We start from the raw sequence: 17,558 nt of genomic DNA, 5'->3' as shown, positions 1-17,558 counted from the left end.
ATGTATGAAAAAAAAGATTTAAGGGTTTTAAAGATCATTCAAAAGGCTAGAGAATTTGGTGATTTGGATTTATGTAATGAAATTTTAGTTCATCAGCTTGTTAATTCAGTTTTTAATGAAATAGAGCCTAAAGAAAAAGAAGAGCTGATCGCTCTTTTAAATTCTTTAATCGAGGTAAAAGATAAAGCATTGCTGAGTAATTAAAATTCTATATAATTTTCAAATTCTTCTTCTTTGGGTGGATTTGGCTGATGTGTTTCTAGGGCTTCTTTTACTATTTTTTCGTATTTTGCTATAGCGTGTTTAAATTTTTCCTTTTCTTTGCCTTTTAATTGGGATTTGGTGATTTTTACTACTGAGGCAGGATTAATGGCTTTATTATTTAGATACACCCCAAAATGCAAATGAGGACCCGTACTCATTCCCGTTGATCCTACGTAGGCAATAATTTGTCCTTGATTAACCCTTTGACCGCTTTTGATTTTTGCAAAACGACTTAAATGTGCATATAAAGTTGTATATCCTGCTTCATGTTTGATTTGAATAACATTTCCATACCCTCCTTTTGTGCCTACAAAAATAATCGTCCCTTTTCCTGCACTTTTTACAGGTGTTCCAGTAGGTGCAGCATAATCTATACCAAGATGGGCACGATATCTCTTAAGTATAGGATGATATCTTGCGGTACTAAACGGAGAGGAAATTCTTGTATAATTAACCGGTTTTATGAGTAAAAAATTTTCTAATTCTTTACCGTTTCGATCATAAAAAATATCATTATATGAGAAAACTTCTTGGATATTTTTATTGATTTCTACTGTAGCCATCTTCATTGTAATATCTCCCCAAAGTCTTCCCATGCGACGTTTTTGTTCGTAATAAAGCGTTATTTCATCTCCTTTTTGAATATTTCTAAAATTAATACTTCCTTTAAAGGCACGAACCATAGCACGAGCTAAAGTACTGCTACCACTTTCTTCATAGACGTCTTGATAGGCTGAATTTTTAACTGTTAGATGTAAAATTCGTTCATCTTTTTGATAAGAAATTGGAGTAAAGGTAAGTACGTATTGTTTATTTTTGTCCTTGTAAATATGAATTTGTAAATCATCACTGATAGGAATTAAAATTTGTTCTATATTATTATTCTCATCTTTTAAAATTTGATATTTTACTTTGTAAGCTATATCAGAAGCAAGTTCTTGATCTTCCTTATCAAGTTCATAATAAAGTGACATTGGAATGGAATTTCGTTGTAAGAATTTAAGCAAGGTATCTCCATTATCCCAAGTTAATTCTTCAACACTTAAAGTAGCAAAACTTTGGACAACCAATGCAAATAAAAGCAAGATTTTTTTCATAAAAAGCCTTATTTGAAAAGATTTTAAATTTAAAAGCTATATTTTACTTTATTTTTCTTACAATTGCTTAACAAAAAAGGAATATAATTCTAGCAAAATAATTTTTAAGGAGTAAAATTTGCTTAAATTTATAGCATTTTTTCTAACATTAAGTATTACTTTATTTGCTGCAAGTTTTGATTTAAAACCTATTAGAGCTGATCTTTTGAAGGTTGATGATGTTTATGGTTATATTAAAGATAGTCCAGAAATTAAAATTAATTCAGGTGGTATCGTTATACAGCAATTTAAAAGCTCTAAAAGTATTATTGCAAGAGCAAGTGTGATTGCTAAAGAAAATGGCCTTGCAAAATTAGAATTTAGTGTTTTTTCAGATTTAAAACAAGATGCCTTGCCTTTGCCAAATGTTTTGCCTAAAAGTGGTGATGAGGTGGTTTTAAATTTTCTTTATGATAGAGGGGTGATTATTGCTCCGGATGAAACAACTTATAATGATTTGGTGTCAGATTTTCCTCAAATTTATTTTACTCATATAGATATTTTTGGAGCACAATTGATTAGAACTTCGATTTTAGCTCCAAAACGTAGCGATTTTAGAAAGTTTTGTGCAGATAATGCAGTTGGAATTTTAATTTTTGCTTTAGAGAATAAGGCTAAAATTATTGATTGTCAAAATTTCAATGAACTTTATGAATTTCCTATTGAAAAAGCGTCTAGTGTACAAATTCCTTTTTATTCTCGTGTAAGTGGCTATAAGAGTAATTTTTTTGATTTCAATACTCAAGAGATAGGTAATTATTATAAGTATTATAACGCCTTAATTGATTTTTCTGGGATTAAAATGAATCAATGAAAGAAGAGTTTAAGCAATATTTTATCAAGATTTTAGGCAAAGAAAATGCCCATTTTGATCAAACGCACAAAATTGCTTATAGTTATGATGCAACTAAAAAGCATTATTTGCCAGATGGTGTGCTTTTTCCAAGAAATGAAGAAGATATTTCCGATATTTTAAAATTTTGCAATGATAGAGGTATCATCGTAGTCCCACGCGGTGCTGGAACCGGTATGAGTGGAGGTTCTTTGGCTGTTAATGGTGGTTTGATTTTAGCTTTTGAAAAGCATATGAATAAAATTTTAGAAATCGATTTGGATAATTTAGTTGCCGTTGTTCAACCAGGCGTTATAAATATGCATTTACAAAAAGAGGTTGCTAAATACGGACTTTTTTATCCACCTGATCCTGCTAGTATGGAGCATTCAAGTTTAGGTGGCAATGTTAGTGAAAATGCCGGTGGAATGCGTGCAACAAAATATGGAATTACAAAAGATTATGTTTTAGCTTTAAGAGCGGTTTTGCCTAATGGAGAGATAATTTCTGCAGGCAAACGGACTGTAAAAGATGTTGCAGGTTATAATTTAGCTGGAATTTTAATTGCTAGTGAGGGTTCTTTAGCGGTGTTTAGTGAGCTGACATTAAAATTAGCCGCTTTGCCTAAATTTAAAAAAACAGCTATGGGAATTTTTCCAAATGTAAAAAGTGCTATGAATGCCGTTTTTAAAACTCTAGCAAGCGGGGTAACACCTGCTTCAATGGAATTTTTAGATAATCTTAGTATTTGTGCAGTGGAAACTAAATTTAATATAGGATTGCCTATAAATGCTGGAGCGATTTTGGTTGTTGAGGTGGATGGCAATATTGAGGCGTCTATCGATGAGGATTTAAAAATGATAAAGCATTATTTTTTAGAAGAAAATGCAAGTGAATTTAAGATCGCTAGAGATGAAAAAGAGGCTAAAGATATATGGTTTGCTAGAAAAAATTGCTCTCAAAGTATTGCTATGTATGGAAAATTGAAACTAAATGAAGATATCACCGTTCCGCGATCAAAACTTCCTGATTTGTTAGAAGGTATTGCTGAAATTTCAAAAAAATATGGTTTTAAAATACCTTGTTTTGGTCACGCAGGTGATGGCAATGTACATACTAATATTATGGTTGAAGATAAAAATAATCAAGAGCAGGTTAAAAAGGGATATTTGGCTGTAGAAGAGCTTTTTAAACTCACGATCAAACTCGGTGGGACTTTAAGTGGAGAGCATGGCATAGGAATTTCAAAGGCGTCTTTTATGAATTTGGCATTTTCTGATGCTGAAATGAATTTGATGAGAAATATAAAAAAAGCTTTTGATCCAAATAACATACTTAACCCTTTTAAAATGGGACTTTAAAGGAATGAAAATTTGAAAAGAATTTTTAATATTTTATTGAGTATTCGTGATAAAGAAATTTTAAATTATGCTGCTGCACTTAGTTTTTATACTATATTGTCTTTAATTCCGATTTTATTTATATGTTTTTCTGTTTTTACTCAAATTTCAAGTTTTAAGATGTATTATGAAAAAGCTAAGCGTGTTATTTTTGCTTTTTTAATTCCCGCTCAACAAGATATAGTGGCCACTTATTTAGATACTTTTTTGAAAAATAGTGTTAATTTAGGTATAGTAGGTCTTATAGCGATGACTTTTACTTCCTTGGCGTTTTTCTCTGGTTATGATTTTGTTATCAATCGTATCACTAAAAGTGAGCCTAAAGGAATTTGGCAAAGTATTAGTTCTTATTGGACTTTATTGACTCTCGTTCCTTTAGGACTTGGGCTTAGTTTTTATATTTCAGGTTTTATTCAGCAAACTTTAGATGATTATAAAATAGGATTTAATTTTTTTGAAATTTTACCTTTTGTGATTGTTTGGGGTTTGTTTTTTATATCTTATTCAAGTTCTGTGCATAAAGGTTCTTTAAAAAGTTTATTTCTTGTGTCCTTTAGTGCAAGTGCTATTTGGTATATCGGAAAGAATTTATTTGTTTATTATATAGTTTATAATAAAACCTATGCAAGTGTTTATGGATCTTTTTCTACTATACTTTTTTTCTTTATTTGGATTTATATTTCTTGGATAATTTATCTTTTTGGACTTAAAATTTATTTCTTCCTAAATCACAATAATAATGAAGGGAAGAAGGTTAGAAAAAATACAAAAAAGAGCTAATAATTTAAAACGAATGGATAGGAGTGAAGCTACAATATAACTTATAAAGATCCAAAATGGAATTTGAACATTGATTGAGTAAAGTTTGAAGTTGAAAAATTCTTTCAATGCAAAATCAAATAGATCTCCAATTCCAATAAAATGTAAAATCAAACTTAAGGGATAAAATATTACAAAAATAGCACTTAAAAATATGGATAAAATTTGTTGATAGCTGATTAACGGAAAGAAATAAATAACGGGTAAAGTCATAGCAAAAAAAGTCCATATATTTAAAAAAAGCACATTGAAAAAAGCGTTAAAAGATTTTGAAAAATGATGCAAATATAAAAAAATATAAAAAACTCCCATGATGGAAAATAAAAATCCTATACTAAATAAAAGTTTAGGGTATAAGCAAATACATATAAAAATACTTGCAAAAAGTGTGAAAAAATTAAGCACTTTGATATTTTTACAAATAAGATAAAATCCAAAAATAGCCATAGTTAAAGAACGCATATAAGAAGGAACAAAGCCTATAAGATAGGTATAAGAAAAAAGCAAAATAAAAATTAAAATACTTAAATCAAAACGCAGATTTCTATAAGGAAAATATTTTTTTTGAAAAAAGCTATAAATTGGAGTTAGGATAAAAAATATCAAACTAAAAATAAGACCGATATGATATCCGCTAATGGCGATTAAATGGGCAATGCCATAGTGATTGACATCATTTCTTAAATCTTTAGATATAGGCAATGCAAAAAATAAAGCCCCGTAAAATTCGCGAATTTTTTCATTTGTATGTTGATTTAAAAAATAAGAAATAATAGCATTTTGTTCTTTTATTTTTAGCTTTTCAAGATCATAACTAGGCACATAAAAAATTTGACTAAGATAGTCTTTAAAACTAATATTTTCAGTAATGATTTTTAAATTTAAAAGTTGATTATTGCTTAAATTTAGATCTTTAAAACTTGTCGTGTAAAAAGTAAAATCCTTTGCTTGTATTTTTAAAATCCAATATTTTTTATTCTTTTTGTTGTATTTTGTATAATTTTGCAAAAGAATAGCATTTTCTATAAGATAATGTTTATTTTTTTTAAACAATGAAAAATTGTAATATTGTAAAGCTATATTAAAAGCAAAAATAATGATTCCAAACAAAAATACATAGCGAAATTCTTTTAAATTATTAAAAAAAGAATTGCGCCAAAGCATTATTTTTTAGAAAATTTAGCCAAATAAAACCAAATGATTCCAGCCAGTATCAGTAAAAAAAGAGGGGCAATATAAGGATACTCTCCTAATTGGGTAAAGATTTCTTCAATAATATGACCAAAAATATATGCTGCCAAGCCTAAAATAATTGACCAGATTAGACTCGCAAAAGCATTAATGAGTGTAAATTTTATGAAATTATATTTTGCTATTCCAGCTGCCATGGGTATAAAAGTTTTTAAACCATAAATAAATTTTTGGCTTATAAGTAGGATTATTCCATGCTGTTTGATTTTTAGAGTTGCTAATGCAAGTTTGCGTCGATGGTTTTTAAAATAAGGCATTATGTCTTTTTTATAGTATTTTCCAAGTATAAATAATAAAGTAGAACCCAAAGTATTACCTACAAAAGCTAAAAAAATACATAAGCTAATTTCCATTTTCCCTTGAGAGCTAAGTATGCCAGCGGCTAAAATTCCAACCATACCACCACCTAGGGAATAAAAAAATAGAACTATATAGCCATATCGAATTAAAGTATCAATCATATCTTGCATAAGCAAACCTTATTTAGCATATTCTATCGCTCTTATTTCTCGTATCACATTAACTTTAATTTCGCCAGGATATTGCATTTTTTTTTGGATTTCATTAGCAATTTCTTTAGCCAACAAGATACTTTCATCATCATTAATCAATCTTGCATTAGCAATGACGCGAATTTCTCTACCTGCATTGATAGCATAGGCATTTTTAATTCCTTCCTTGCTTTTGGCGATGTCTTCTAGTTCTGTAACTCTTTTTAAGAAAGCTTCTAAAACTTCTCGTCTTGCTCCAGGTCTTGCTGCACTCAGGGTATCAGCAGCACATACAGCGGCTGATTCTATACTTGTTGCTTCTTCATGTCCGTGATGAGCATAGATAGCATTAATCACCACAGGATGCTCTTGATAACGCTTACAAAGTTCTGCTCCTAGATCCACATGCGATCCTTCATAATCATGTGTTAAAGCTTTTCCAATATCGTGTAAAATTCCAGCTCGTCTTGCTAAATTTTCATCTCCTCCGCACTCAGCTGCAATAATCCCTGCTAAATGAGCTACTTCTAAGGAGTGAGCTAAAGCATTTTGTCCATAACTTGCACGATATTTAAGTTTGCCAATAAGTTTTACAATTTCTGGATGAATTTTACTTAATCCCAAATCCATAACTATAGTTTCACCTTCTTCTAAAATGGCACTATCGAATTCTTGGCATACCTTTTCATGCACTTCTTCTATGCGTGCAGGTTGAATTCTTCCATCTTCAACTAAAAGTTCTATAACTTTTGTAGCAATAGCACGACGATAAAGGTTAAAACAGCTAATTATAATAGCTCCAGGCGTATCATCAATGATAATATCAACCCCTAAAACCATTTCCAAAGTTTTAACATTACGTCCTTCTTTTCCTATAATACGACCTTTAAGTTCATCGTTTTTAATATTGACAACATTAATGAGTCTTTCAGCCGCAAATTCACCTGCAAAACGCGAAGTTGCTTGTGCTATAATGTAATTAGCTCTTCTTTTGGCTTCATTTTTAGCTTCTTCTTCATATTTTCTTACTATGTGTGCGATTTGATCACGAGAGTTTTCTTCAACTTTTTTTAAAATAAATTCTTGTGCTTCACTTTGAGTTAATCCTGAAGAGTATTCTAAAATGTTAAGTGCTTCGCTAAGTTTAGTTTGATATTGATTTTTTAATTTATCAGCATCCAGATATAATTCTTGAATTTCCTTTCTAGAATGTATAAGTTTTTCTTGATTTTCTTTTAAGTTTTCTTCTTGAAGTTGAAGTTTTTGTTCTTTTTTAGACAATTCATCTAATTTTTGACTAAAATCCCTTTGAAATTTATGGATTTTATCTTCATATCTTTTTTTAGCTTCGAGTTCGGCATTGAGAATAGAATTCTTCGCATCCTTTAAAATAAGTTCTGCTTCATATTCTATAGCTTTTGCCTTTGCTTTTGCCTGCTCAACAAAAATTTCATGCTTAGCATCGTTGATTTTTTTGGCAACTAAATATCCTATTCCAAGACCGATTATAGCGGCTATAAATGCAATTATTGGTTCTATCATTTTTGCTTTCTTTCCTATAATATTTTCTATAAGGATTGATATAAAATTCACCCGAAACATCGTGCTTTTGAGTGATTTTTCTCTCACTAAAAGCATGGATACTTTGAGTGAAAATTATATAAGGTTTATAATTTAAATTTCCAAAAAACCTATCATAAAAACCTTGCCCATGTCCTATTCTCTTTAAATCTCTATCTATACCTATAACAGGTATAATAGCTAAGTCAATTTTAGTTTTTAAAAAAGAGTCCATAGGTTCTAATATTCCAAACCTTTTTTTAACAAAAGGTAGTCTTAATTTTACAATTTTTAAACTTTTATCTTGCATAAACGGAACAAAAAGTGTGCATTTTTTACTAAATAAATGACGGAATTTTATTAAATTGGGTTCATAATCTAAAGGAATAAAAATTAAAATTTTTCTTGCTTTAAATTTCTTGATCAATTTGAAACATTCTTTAAATATTCTAAAATCCTGTTTAAAATAAAATTTTTTATGTTGTTTGAGTCGAATTTTTTGCAATTCTCTAAAATGAGTTTTTTGCATCGCTTACCTTCAATTAAAAACTTATTATCTTAACTATGGTATAATTTTAGCATTTTTTAATGTATAATGTAATTAGGATTTTATCAATGAAGAAAGTATTTTTATTTAGCATTTTTATCTATTTTTTTATAGCTTGCAGCGATAATGATAAAAAGGAACAAAATAGTACCGATGCAAACACACAATCGGCTTTAAGTCAAGGAGAAAACACACAATTTGATATTCACTTAATTGATGGAAATTCGGTTTTTGTTAAAAAAAGCGGCGAAAAGATAACTTTTGATATTAATAAAGCCACTTTGTTTGTTTTTTTTACCACATGGTGCACCCCTTGTATAGCAGAAATTCCTCATCTTAATAAACTTCAGGAAAAGTATAAAGATGATTTTAATATAGTGGGAATTTTGCTCGAAGATAAAAGCAATGAAGAAATTAAGTCTTTTAAGGATAAAAATAAAATTATATATGAAATAGCAAATGGAGAAAATAATTATCTTTTGGCAAAAATTTTAGGAGGGATTGATGGAATTCCCACTATGTTTTTATATGATAAAAATTCTCAATTAATTAATCAATATTTAGGTCTTATACCTGAAGAAATGTTAGAAATTGATATCCAAAAGGCTATATTTTAATGTTTGATTTTATCAAAAAAGGACTTTCAAAAACTCTTGAAGGGATCGTTGGTGTTAAGGGTGAGAATAAGAAGATAACAAAAGATTTGCTTGAAGAAATTCTACTTGAATCAGATGTAAATTATGAGATTGTTGAAGAAATTATTTATTATTTACCGCCTAGTAATGAAGTTAAAAAAGAAGATTTAAAACGTGTAATGAGTTCTTATTTTCTTTACGATAAGCCTGAAATTCCAAATTCTAAACCTTTTATAGAATTAATTTTAGGTGTGAATGGAGCCGGAAAAACAACAAGCATTGCTAAACTTGCAAATTTGTATAAAAATCAGGGGCAAAAGGTTATTTTAGGCGCTTGTGATACTTTTAGAGCTGGAGCAATTGAACAATTGCGTCTTTGGTCTGAAAAGATCGGTGTGGATATTGTGTTAACAAGCCAAGGGCATGATCCTTCAGCAGTTGCATTTGATACAATCAGTAAGGCTAAGGCTAAAAATTTTGACCAAGTTATCATTGATACAGCAGGTCGTTTGCAAAATCAAAAAAATTTAGCTAATGAGCTTGAAAAAATTGTAAGAATTTCAAACAAAGCTTTAGAGGGGGCCCCACATAGAAAAATTTTAGTTCTTGATGGTACTCAAGGAAATGCGGGAATTTTACAAGCTAAAGCTTTTAATGAAATTGTTAAGCTTGATGGGGTAATTATTACTAAACTCGATGGCACCGCTAAAGGAGGAGCACTTTTAGGCATAGCAAAAGAGCTTGAACTTCCTATTTTATATATAGGAGTGGGTGAAAAAATGGAAGATTTGATTGAATTTAATCCGGATAATTTTTTAGATATTTTATTAGATGGCGTTTTTGAATAAATGGCTAAAAATAAAATTCTTTTTGAGTGTCAAGCTTGTGGAAATCAGCAAAGCAAATGGCTTGGAAAATGTCCAGAATGTGGAGCTTGGGATAGCTTTATAGAATTAAAGTCTGATCAGATTAAGGTTTTAAAAGAAATTGCTAAGGCAAGTTCAAAGGCCAGTGAAGCTGTATGTATTGAAGATGTAGAACTTGAACATTTTTCAAGATCAAGTACAGGAGACGATGAGCTTGATTTGGTTTTAGGAGGAGGGCTTGTTGAAGGCTCCTTAATCCTTATTGGTGGAAGTCCAGGTGTAGGAAAATCAACGCTTTTACTAAAAATTGCTTCCAATTTAGCCAAAAAAGGTAAAAAAGTTCTTTATGTAAGTGGTGAAGAAAGCAAAGCACAGATTAAACTAAGGGCAGATAGACTTGAGGCAAATGCTTCAAATTTATTTTTACTGACTGAATTATGCCTTGAAAATATCTTAGAAGAATTGCATAAAAAAGATTATGAAATTTTAATCATTGATTCCATACAAACTTTGTATTCTAATAAAATTTCTTCTGCAGCAGGAAGTATTACTCAAGTGCGTGAGATCACTTTTGAACTTATGAGAGTAAGTAAAACTTTTAATATCAGCACTTTCATCATAGGCCATATCACTAAAGAAGGATCTATAGCGGGTCCTAGAGTTTTAGAACATATGGTGGATGTGGTTCTTTATTTTGAAGGAGATGCTACTAAAGAAATCAGACTTTTAAGAGGTTTTAAAAATCGTTTTGGTGGAACGAGTGAAGTAGGGATTTTTGAAATGACTTTTAAGGGATTGATGAGTACGAAAGATCTAGCCAATCGTTTTTTTACTCGCGGAAGATCAGTTTCAGGGAGTGCATTAGGCGTGGTGATGGAGGGTTCTCGTGCTTTAGTTTTGGAAGTGCAAGCTTTAGTTTGTGAAAGCGCTTATCCAAAACGCAGTGCTACAGGCTATGAAAAAAATCGTCTTGATATGCTTTTGGCCTTGCTTGAGAGAAAGCTTGAAATTCCATTAGGGCATTATGATGTGTTTGTGAATATCAGTGGTGGAGTTAGGGTAAGCGAAACTGCTGCTGATTTGGCTGTGGTTGCGGCTATAATTTCTAGTTTTAAAAATCGTCCTTTAAGTAAAGATAGTGTTTTTATCGGGGAGCTTAGTTTAAATGGTGAAATTAGAGAAGTATTTAGCCTTGATACTCGTTTAAAAGAAGCAAAAATGCAAAAATTTAAAAATGCTATTATTCCTTCAAAACCTATTGAAGATGTGGGTTTAAAATGTTTTGTAGCTAAAGAGTTGAGTCAAGTTTTAGAATGGATGTGATGAGAAATTTATTATTGTGTTTTATTATCAGTTTTTCTTATGCAAATATAAGCGGTTACTATATTTTAGAAAAAGATGAAAACAATAGAGAAGCTGTTGTAGAAATTCTTGAGTATAATCATAAATATTATGCTTATGGATTAGGATATACTGATAAAATTTTTAATGATGAGGGCAAAAACAAAAATCAAATTTTTATGTGGAATTTAGAAAAAGTTGATGAACATAATTTTAATAAAGGAAAACTATTAAACATTGAAAATAATAAAATTTATGATATTAAAGTTAAAGAAGATGGCAATAGTTTAAAAATAAAGATCAAAGTTCTTTTTGGACCTACTTTAAAATGGCGTAAAATTTCAGATGAAGAATTTAAAAAATATGGTTTTATAAAGCCTGATAGAAAATTAATTTTAGAAAATATTGAGAAGGATTTTAATGAGTAAATTTGATACGATTGTTATAGGATCAGGATTAGGTGGATTGAGTGCGGCGTCGTATTTGGCTAAAAACGGTAAAAAAGTTTTAGTTTTAGAGCAACATTCTTTAATTGGGGGATGTGCAACTTGTTTTAAACGAAAAGATATGTTAATTGATGCAGGGCTTCATGAAATGGATTGGGGAAATCCAAAAACTGATATGAAAGAGATAGTTTTTAAAAAATTAGGTTTAATGGAAAAAATAGAGCTTATTCCTTTACCTAGTGCTTGGAGTATTTTATCTAAAGATTTTCATTTACAAATTCCACATGGAGAAGAAGAGGTTAAAAAAACTTTAATTCGACTTTTTCCTCATGAAGAAAAAGGAATTGAAAAATACTTTAAGGCTATTAAACTTCAAGCCTATTCTGCACGTAGGTTTGCTTGGGATATGAACAAATTTGAGTTATTCTTTTTCCCTTTTACTACAGCATGGATTTTTTTAAAAAATAAATTACTGAATTTAAAGGTAAGTGATGTTTTAAATTCAATCATTAAGGACGACAAATTAAAAAAAATTTTAAATATAAATATAGGTTATTATCATCATGATCCTAAAAAATTTATTTGGAGTTTTCATGCAATTTCACAAAAGCATTATTATGACGGAGCTGTCTATGTTAAAGGAGGTTCAGGTGCTTTAAGTAAAACTTTTGAAGAGCTTGTTCGCGAAAATAATGGAGAAGTAAAATCAAAGTGTGATGTAGTAGAGATTTTAACTTCAAATTCTAAAGCAATTGGAGTGCGCTATAAGCAAAATAGGAAATTCTTTGAAGTATATGCTGATAATATTATAGCAAATTGTGATCCTGAAATTGTTTATAATGATCTTTTAAAAAATAAAAATTTAGATTTAACTTTGGATGTAAAAAAGATAGAAAATAAAAACAGAGCTTGCTCTTTGATCAGTGCTTATTTTATTTATGATCGAAACATATCTGAAATTTACCCAAATATGGACTATGCAAATTTTATTCTTGATAAAGAGTTTTTTGACGCTAGTTTTGATAATAGCAATACATTAGACTTTGAAATCTCAAAAAGAACATTAGCTTTTGTAAATTATTCAAAAATAGACAATGGATTAAGTCAGAGAGATGATAGATTTTTAGGCGTTGCGGCTATTTCTTCTCATTTTAAAGAGTGGGATTTAAATGAAAAAGAATATAGAGTCAAGAAAGAAGAAATTTTGCAAGCTATTATATCGAAGCTAGATGAATATTTTCCAAATTTAAGTTCTTATATGATACATTCAGAATTGGCTACACCTAAAAGCATTTTAAGATATACTCGTGCAAAAGAAGGTACCGCATACGGTTTTTCTCAAGATAAAGAAGGAAGGGCTTATCGATTGAATTATGTTTCCAAAACCGTTAAAAATCTATTTTTTGCTTCAGCTTTTACTTTTCCAGGAGGAGGTTTTACAGGCGCTATTTTGGGTGGATATTATACAGCAAGTAAAATGCTTTGTAAAAGTTAATAAAAAGCGATAAAAATTATTTTTTAAATTCCTTAATGTATTTTTCTAATGCTTTTATAGTTAAATTTTCAAAAAGAATTTTATCTTCTTTGATATTATTTTGTAAAGCAGATTCAAGATATTTGATAAACATATTTTCTTCCATCTCTTCAAATATTGGGCTATATAGTTCTTTAATAATCATACTTAGTGCTATCATATTAAGTAATTTTGTAGATTTAATTAAAGGAATATTTTCTATAATACTCTCTAATTCTTTGATATTAAGATGAGAATGATCGGTGTTTAATTTCGAGCTTTTTTGTTTGGTTTTTAAATCCTTAAAGATTTTCGTCAAGCTTATTAAAATATTTTCGTATTCAAATAAATTAGAGTCCTTTTGTGCAATTTGTTTTAGAAAATCATCTCCTGTTTTTTCTTCAATAAAATTATAATCATTTGATTTTATAGTATTTTGCAGCTCTTCTTTTTCGTTGAAATTAACGCTTGTTTGTCCCCTAGGCTTGATTTCAATTTCATCAAATTCATCATATTTTTCTATTTCGAATTGATTTTTATTTTCTTGAAAATTTTGTTCAATGTTTTTAGCTTCTACAAAGCGAAAATTTATATTACCTATTTTAAAGATATCGCCTTTGTTAACCATAGTATCATAACTATTGGACATTTTTGAAAAAGATCCATTATAATAAATTTCAGCATTTTCAATAGGAGTTATTGTAAAAGAATCTTCCTCATATGATATTTTAGCATGTATTTTTTTTATTTGTTTTAATTTATCTTGAATGCAAAATTTACACTCATCACCACTCCCTATAAATCCACCTTCTATATCAAATATGCAAGATCTAATTTTACTTTCACATTCTTCATAATTTTCTATAATAACTCCAATTTGTATTTTTTCCATATTTATTTATCCCTAACTTTTGTAATATTTTCTACTATTTTAAAATCATTTAAAATTTCAAGTATTTGATTTAAATCGTTTAACCCATTAATGATTTTAAAATCAAAATAAAGATTTTTATTATTGTTGAAAAATACGCTATAACCCCCAGTATCATTTTTGCTTTCTTTTATAAATTTATACCAAGCCCATTCACCTTTATAAGCTTTTTCATAATTTAAATTCGCGTTAGAATAGCTATAAGCAGTGAAATTTAAATTTGTTCCATTGTTAAATTCTTCAGCAATAATTTGCAAAGTTGGATTAAAAGTATGATCGTATTTTATATTTTTATTTTGATAACCTAAATTTATAAAGGAAAAATCGCCACTTAAATCAAGACTTTGTAAAGTAAATATGACTCTTATATTGTCATTGGCATTAAGCATTAAATTTGAGAGATTGGCAGCATTGGTAATAAAATCTATGAAATCTCTAGAGAAATTTAACTTAGAAGAAAATTTAGGATTAATAAAATAAGCATTCTTTCTTTTTACCAAGACATTGTTTAAATATTTTTTATAAAAATTATTTAAAATGCCATTTTTTCCAAAAAATGTTTTAAAATTATCCATGCTTAAATCTGTTGTACTTTCTTTATTGAAAGGATAAAATGGTGCAATATCATTGATAAATGGAATATAAACTTCATTAATCCAAGCATTATTAAATAAAGAAATACCATGATTTTCTATAAAATTCCAAGAATAGTTAGAAAGCTCATTATAATATCTTTCTAAATCATTAGGTAGTTTTTTAATATAAGTTTGGAATGTAATAAAGGCATCGTTAGTATCTTTATTTTCTCCTAAAGAGTATGAAATTTTTTCTCCAATGCTTTGGTTATTATTGCTACTAAAGTCTATTATTTTATTAACTAGATTATTTGTATTTATACTTAGATTATCTAGAATTTGCTCCTCATTAGAATTTTTTCCAAGTTCAATATTGCCAACACTTAAGATTGAATTTTTATTTGCAAGTTTATGATACGGCATAAATTTATTGGTAATGTTTGTAAAATTAGATTTAATTTCTGCAGCATTAAGACCTAAGTTGTATGCCTGAGTAAGTAATGCTGCATCATTTAAGTTTGTATTTAGACTAATAATTCTAATTAAAGAATATAAAGGATTATCTTTTTTGGATAAGATATTAAGTTCATTAAGCATTGCTTCTTTTGTTTTATATTGAACTGGATTTAGAGAAGAAAGTAATTTTTCCCAAGCATTTTGGTATGCATTTAAATATAATTTCAATATTCCCATGGTGATACTATTTTTATTTTCTTTTGAAGTATAGTCCAGCATCCAAGATTCAATATTAATAGTATTTTCAATTTGTTGATTGAGTGTATTTAAAAAATCTATCATTCCAACTTTTGTGTAAATTTTATCTATTGAATTTATTTCGGAATTATTGGAGAAAATATTATTAGCATTAAAACCTAACTCTTCTTTTATGATATATTTTTCTTTAGGTTTGTCACTATTTAAAAATTCAAGCAAAATATAAATTCTTTGAACTTTACTTATGATTTCAAGTTTTTTTATTGCCAAGCTAACGCTTTTTTCATCTTCTTTAAAATTTTCTAAATTAATTTGCTTGAGTTCGTCAATACCTAATAAAAAATTTTCTTTTGAAATTTTGTATTTTTCCAAATTAGACCAATTATCGTTAATCCATAATTTTAATAAATTTTTATTTAAATATTTTTGCTCAAATAAAGACTTATATATATACAAGGTTTTAATTAAATTGATTTTATTATAATCTGTTTGTAAAATATTTTCCATTTCTTTTAATAAAGTATTTTTTAGAACATCTTCATTAAGTTCGTAGTAAAATTTTCTAGCTTCTTTAAATCCTTTATAGGATATATTTAAATTAAAATATTGAAAAATACCCTCATTTTCCCAAAGTTCGGGATATATGTTTAAAATATTTTTCAATCTAGCAAGAAGTTCCGCTTTTTCTTCTATATTTAACTGGTTATAATTTTGATTTTTAAATAATGATTGCAATAAATTTAAAGTTTTGTTGCTTTTTTCAAATTCTGAATTATTTTTAGCAACAAAGTAAAAAGATATTGTATAAGTTCCTATGGTTATTAGCAAGATTAAACCTAAAAGAGATAAATTTCTTATATAAGTTCTCATTGTGGTTAAAGAATAATCTTTAAAAATAATATCTTCAAGCAATGACTTAACAAAATAACTTTGTTTATTATGAGTTAAATTAGTTTTTGCTAGAATTTTTTTACAATGATATTTATCACATATAGAATCAAGCAAGAAATTTCTGGGAATATTTTCTTGATAAGCACTTACAAAGTAAATACCTCTAAGGTATGAGTTATTTTTAAGTTTATTTTCCCTTTGTATATCTAATATAAAAGTTTTTATCAAAGAAAATAGATTATCTAATTGTTTTAGAAAAAGATAAGTTTTATTTTTATCTTCTAGGTTAAAAATAAAATTATTTTTATTCATAAAGGATTGCAATAATGAATTGCTAAGTTCTTTTAATTCTTGTTCTAAATATTCTTCATTTAAAGTTTGATTAAAAGATAAGCCTAAAACTTTATTGGCTATTTTTTCATTAAAAATATCAAAATATTCTTTCATTCCTTCTATTAAATCGAGTTTAGAAAATACAATATAAATAGGTAATTTTAAATTTAGAGAATTTTCACATTCATTTACCCTTTTAGTTAAATATCTGATAAGATTTTGAGAATATTCTTTAGGACTATTTAAAAAAAGAATAGTATCGATCACTAATACAATACCATTAAGCTTACTATGAAAAAAGTTTTTATTTAAAAAAGCTAGAAAATTTTTCCATACATTTTTTTTAATTAAAAAATCTTTATTTTTATCTAAGTCATCTTCAGGTAATTCATCACTATTAGAAGGCTTGAAGAATTCTTCTTGAGAAAAATAATTACCTTCTGTATCCAATAAAGCTCCATTTTTTGATATATAGAGTGCAAAATTTCGAGTCGATTTGTGGAGTTTTTTATAAGATTCTAAGCTATCACTCAATGGATATTCGATATTGGAATAATTAATAAAAGTGCTTTTACCCGCACCCTCATTCCCTATAATGATAATTAAGGGTAAGTTTTTTATTTTTATATCATTTTTCCAAGTTTCTTTTGCATCTTGCAATGAGAGAAAGAAATTCCTTTTTGCTTTAAAAATTGATTCATTAGCTTCTTTTTTAAGGGATTTTAATTGAATTCTTTTTTCATTCTTTAAAGAAAACATAAAATAAGTAATTGGTTTTAGCAAGAAAAAAAAGATTATAATCAACCAAAGCGTAAATATAATGATGAATCTTAAATAAGGATTACTAAAAATATAAACATCATTGAAAGCTATTAAAGATCCCCAAAACCAAAATAGAATGCTAAATATTAAATTGCAACAAAGTATAAGCAGAGTGATAAAAAATTTTGATTTTATAAATTCTAAAGCTTTTTTAAACATTATAGTACAATCCCTTAATTTTTATAAAAATA

16 protein-coding genes are annotated in these 17,558 nt (G+C 28.0%); 9 read left to right on the top strand and 7 right to left on the bottom strand.

All coding sequences use genetic code 11. From position 1 onward, the window contains the following. Window positions 1–204 (top strand): hypothetical protein, encoded by a 204-nt coding sequence (locus CQA76_RS02100; protein ID WP_137621801.1) that lies wholly within the window; start codon window positions 1–3, stop codon window positions 202–204. Here CQA76_RS02100 and pgp5 read toward each other — a convergent pair. Then, a complete protein-coding gene (gene pgp5, locus CQA76_RS02095) occupies window positions 201–1,361 on the bottom strand; it encodes a peptidoglycan metallopeptidase Pgp5 (RefSeq protein ID WP_137621800.1) in 1,161 nt (386 codons plus the stop codon). The genes CQA76_RS02100 and pgp5 overlap by 4 nt on opposite strands. A gap of 118 nt (window positions 1,362–1,479) precedes the next feature. Here pgp5 and CQA76_RS02090 point away from each other — a divergent pair, with 118 nt between their 5' ends. The 3 genes from CQA76_RS02090 to CQA76_RS02080 are packed head-to-tail and all read left to right on the top strand — an operon-like array spanning window position 1,480 to window position 4,412. Beyond that, window positions 1,480–2,214 (top strand): plasminogen-binding N-terminal domain-containing protein, encoded by a 735-nt coding sequence (locus CQA76_RS02090; RefSeq protein WP_137621799.1) that lies wholly within the window; start codon window positions 1,480–1,482, stop codon window positions 2,212–2,214. Then, on the top strand, window positions 2,211–3,593 hold the full coding sequence (locus CQA76_RS02085; RefSeq protein WP_137621798.1) for an FAD-linked oxidase C-terminal domain-containing protein: 1,383 nt from the start codon (window positions 2,211–2,213) through the stop codon (window positions 3,591–3,593). Before CQA76_RS02090 ends, CQA76_RS02085 begins: the two co-directional genes overlap by 4 nt. A 12-nt stretch (window positions 3,594–3,605) precedes the next feature. Then, complete coding sequence (locus tag CQA76_RS02080; RefSeq protein ID WP_137621797.1) at window positions 3,606–4,412, top strand: YihY/virulence factor BrkB family protein; 807 nt, start codon at window positions 3,606–3,608, stop codon at window positions 4,410–4,412. Here CQA76_RS02080 and CQA76_RS02075 read toward each other — a convergent pair. From CQA76_RS02075 to CQA76_RS02060, 4 genes are read right to left on the bottom strand one after another with little or no spacing between them, the layout of a single operon-like run. After that, window positions 4,356–5,618, bottom strand: coding sequence for a ComEC/Rec2 family competence protein (locus CQA76_RS02075; RefSeq protein ID WP_408608970.1), 1,263 nt, complete (start codon window positions 5,616–5,618; stop codon window positions 4,356–4,358). The genes CQA76_RS02080 and CQA76_RS02075 overlap by 57 nt on opposite strands. Next, window positions 5,615–6,172 (bottom strand): DedA family protein, encoded by a 558-nt coding sequence (locus CQA76_RS02070; RefSeq protein WP_137621795.1) that lies wholly within the window; start codon window positions 6,170–6,172, stop codon window positions 5,615–5,617. The genes CQA76_RS02075 and CQA76_RS02070 overlap by 4 nt, the downstream gene beginning before the upstream one ends. Before the next feature lie 9 nt (window positions 6,173–6,181). Beyond that, window positions 6,182–7,735, bottom strand: coding sequence for a ribonuclease Y (gene rny / locus CQA76_RS02065; protein ID WP_137621794.1), 1,554 nt, complete (start codon window positions 7,733–7,735; stop codon window positions 6,182–6,184). Beyond that, complete coding sequence (locus CQA76_RS02060; RefSeq protein ID WP_137621793.1) at window positions 7,650–8,282, bottom strand: 5-formyltetrahydrofolate cyclo-ligase; 633 nt, start codon at window positions 8,280–8,282, stop codon at window positions 7,650–7,652. Before CQA76_RS02060 ends, rny begins: the two co-directional genes overlap by 86 nt. A gap of 59 nt (window positions 8,283–8,341) precedes the next feature. Here CQA76_RS02060 and CQA76_RS02055 point away from each other — a divergent pair, with 59 nt between their 5' ends. Genes CQA76_RS02055 through CQA76_RS02035 form a run of 5 tightly spaced genes read left to right on the top strand, consistent with a single transcriptional unit; the run spans window position 8,342 to window position 13,083 of the window. Further along, window positions 8,342–8,917, top strand: a complete 576-nt coding sequence (locus tag CQA76_RS02055) for a TlpA family protein disulfide reductase (RefSeq protein ID WP_408608968.1) — start codon at window positions 8,342–8,344, stop codon at window positions 8,915–8,917. After that, window positions 8,917–9,783: a signal recognition particle-docking protein FtsY gene (ftsY, locus tag CQA76_RS02050; protein ID WP_137621791.1), complete on the top strand. Its 867-nt coding sequence runs from the start codon at window positions 8,917–8,919 to the stop codon at window positions 9,781–9,783. Before CQA76_RS02055 ends, ftsY begins: the two co-directional genes overlap by 1 nt. Continuing rightward, window positions 9,784–11,124, top strand: a complete 1,341-nt coding sequence (gene radA / locus CQA76_RS02045) for a DNA repair protein RadA (protein WP_137621790.1) — start codon at window positions 9,784–9,786, stop codon at window positions 11,122–11,124. Next, on the top strand, window positions 11,124–11,570 hold the full coding sequence (locus CQA76_RS02040; protein WP_170999700.1) for a DUF2147 domain-containing protein: 447 nt from the start codon (window positions 11,124–11,126) through the stop codon (window positions 11,568–11,570). The genes radA and CQA76_RS02040 overlap by 1 nt, the downstream gene beginning before the upstream one ends. Then, complete coding sequence (locus tag CQA76_RS02035) at window positions 11,563–13,083, top strand: phytoene desaturase family protein (RefSeq protein ID WP_137621788.1); 1,521 nt, start codon at window positions 11,563–11,565, stop codon at window positions 13,081–13,083. The genes CQA76_RS02040 and CQA76_RS02035 overlap by 8 nt, the downstream gene beginning before the upstream one ends. Before the next feature lie 16 nt (window positions 13,084–13,099). Here CQA76_RS02035 and CQA76_RS02030 read toward each other — a convergent pair whose 3' ends face one another. After that, window positions 13,100–13,993 carry an FHA domain-containing protein gene (locus tag CQA76_RS02030; RefSeq protein WP_170999699.1) on the bottom strand — a complete coding sequence of 298 codons (894 nt, stop codon included), beginning with the start codon at window positions 13,991–13,993 and terminating at the stop codon, window positions 13,100–13,102. A 2-nt stretch (window positions 13,994–13,995) separates the two neighbouring features. Further along, window positions 13,996–17,526: a type VI secretion system membrane subunit TssM gene (tssM, locus tag CQA76_RS02025; protein WP_137621786.1), complete on the bottom strand. Its 3,531-nt coding sequence runs from the start codon at window positions 17,524–17,526 to the stop codon at window positions 13,996–13,998. Window positions 17,527–17,558 lie beyond the last annotated feature (32 nt).

This window comes from Campylobacter aviculae (assembly GCF_005406215.1).
Classification (GTDB): Bacteria; Campylobacterota; Campylobacteria; order Campylobacterales; family Campylobacteraceae; genus Campylobacter_D; species Campylobacter_D aviculae.
Note: the sequence above shows the minus strand (reverse complement) of the source record. Positions and strands in the feature narration are given on the sequence as shown.

Excerpts from the sequence above, each read along its gene's own strand:
- CQA76_RS02100 (WP_137621801.1), top strand. The coding sequence starts at position 1 with ATGTATGAAAAAAAAGATTTAAGGGTTTTAAAGATCATTCAAAAGGCT.
- pgp5 (WP_137621800.1), bottom strand. The coding sequence starts at position 1,361 with ATGAAAAAAATCTTGCTTTTATTTGCATTGGTTGTCCAAAGTTTTGCT.
- CQA76_RS02085 (WP_137621798.1), top strand. The coding sequence starts at position 2,211 with ATGAAAGAAGAGTTTAAGCAATATTTTATCAAGATTTTAGGCAAAGAA.
- CQA76_RS02070 (WP_137621795.1), bottom strand. The coding sequence starts at position 6,172 with ATGCAAGATATGATTGATACTTTAATTCGATATGGCTATATAGTTCTA.
- rny (WP_137621794.1), bottom strand. The coding sequence starts at position 7,735 with ATGATAGAACCAATAATTGCATTTATAGCCGCTATAATCGGTCTTGGA.
- CQA76_RS02060 (WP_137621793.1), bottom strand. The coding sequence starts at position 8,282 with ATGCAAAAAACTCATTTTAGAGAATTGCAAAAAATTCGACTCAAACAA.
- CQA76_RS02055 (WP_408608968.1), top strand. The coding sequence starts at position 8,342 with ATGTATAATGTAATTAGGATTTTATCAATGAAGAAAGTATTTTTATTT.
- ftsY (WP_137621791.1), top strand. The coding sequence starts at position 8,917 with ATGTTTGATTTTATCAAAAAAGGACTTTCAAAAACTCTTGAAGGGATC.
- radA (WP_137621790.1), top strand. The coding sequence starts at position 9,784 with ATGGCTAAAAATAAAATTCTTTTTGAGTGTCAAGCTTGTGGAAATCAG.
- CQA76_RS02040 (WP_170999700.1), top strand. The coding sequence starts at position 11,124 with ATGAGAAATTTATTATTGTGTTTTATTATCAGTTTTTCTTATGCAAAT.
- CQA76_RS02035 (WP_137621788.1), top strand. The coding sequence starts at position 11,563 with ATGAGTAAATTTGATACGATTGTTATAGGATCAGGATTAGGTGGATTG.
- CQA76_RS02030 (WP_170999699.1), bottom strand. The coding sequence starts at position 13,993 with ATGGAAAAAATACAAATTGGAGTTATTATAGAAAATTATGAAGAATGT.
- tssM (WP_137621786.1), bottom strand. The coding sequence starts at position 17,526 with ATGTTTAAAAAAGCTTTAGAATTTATAAAATCAAAATTTTTTATCACT.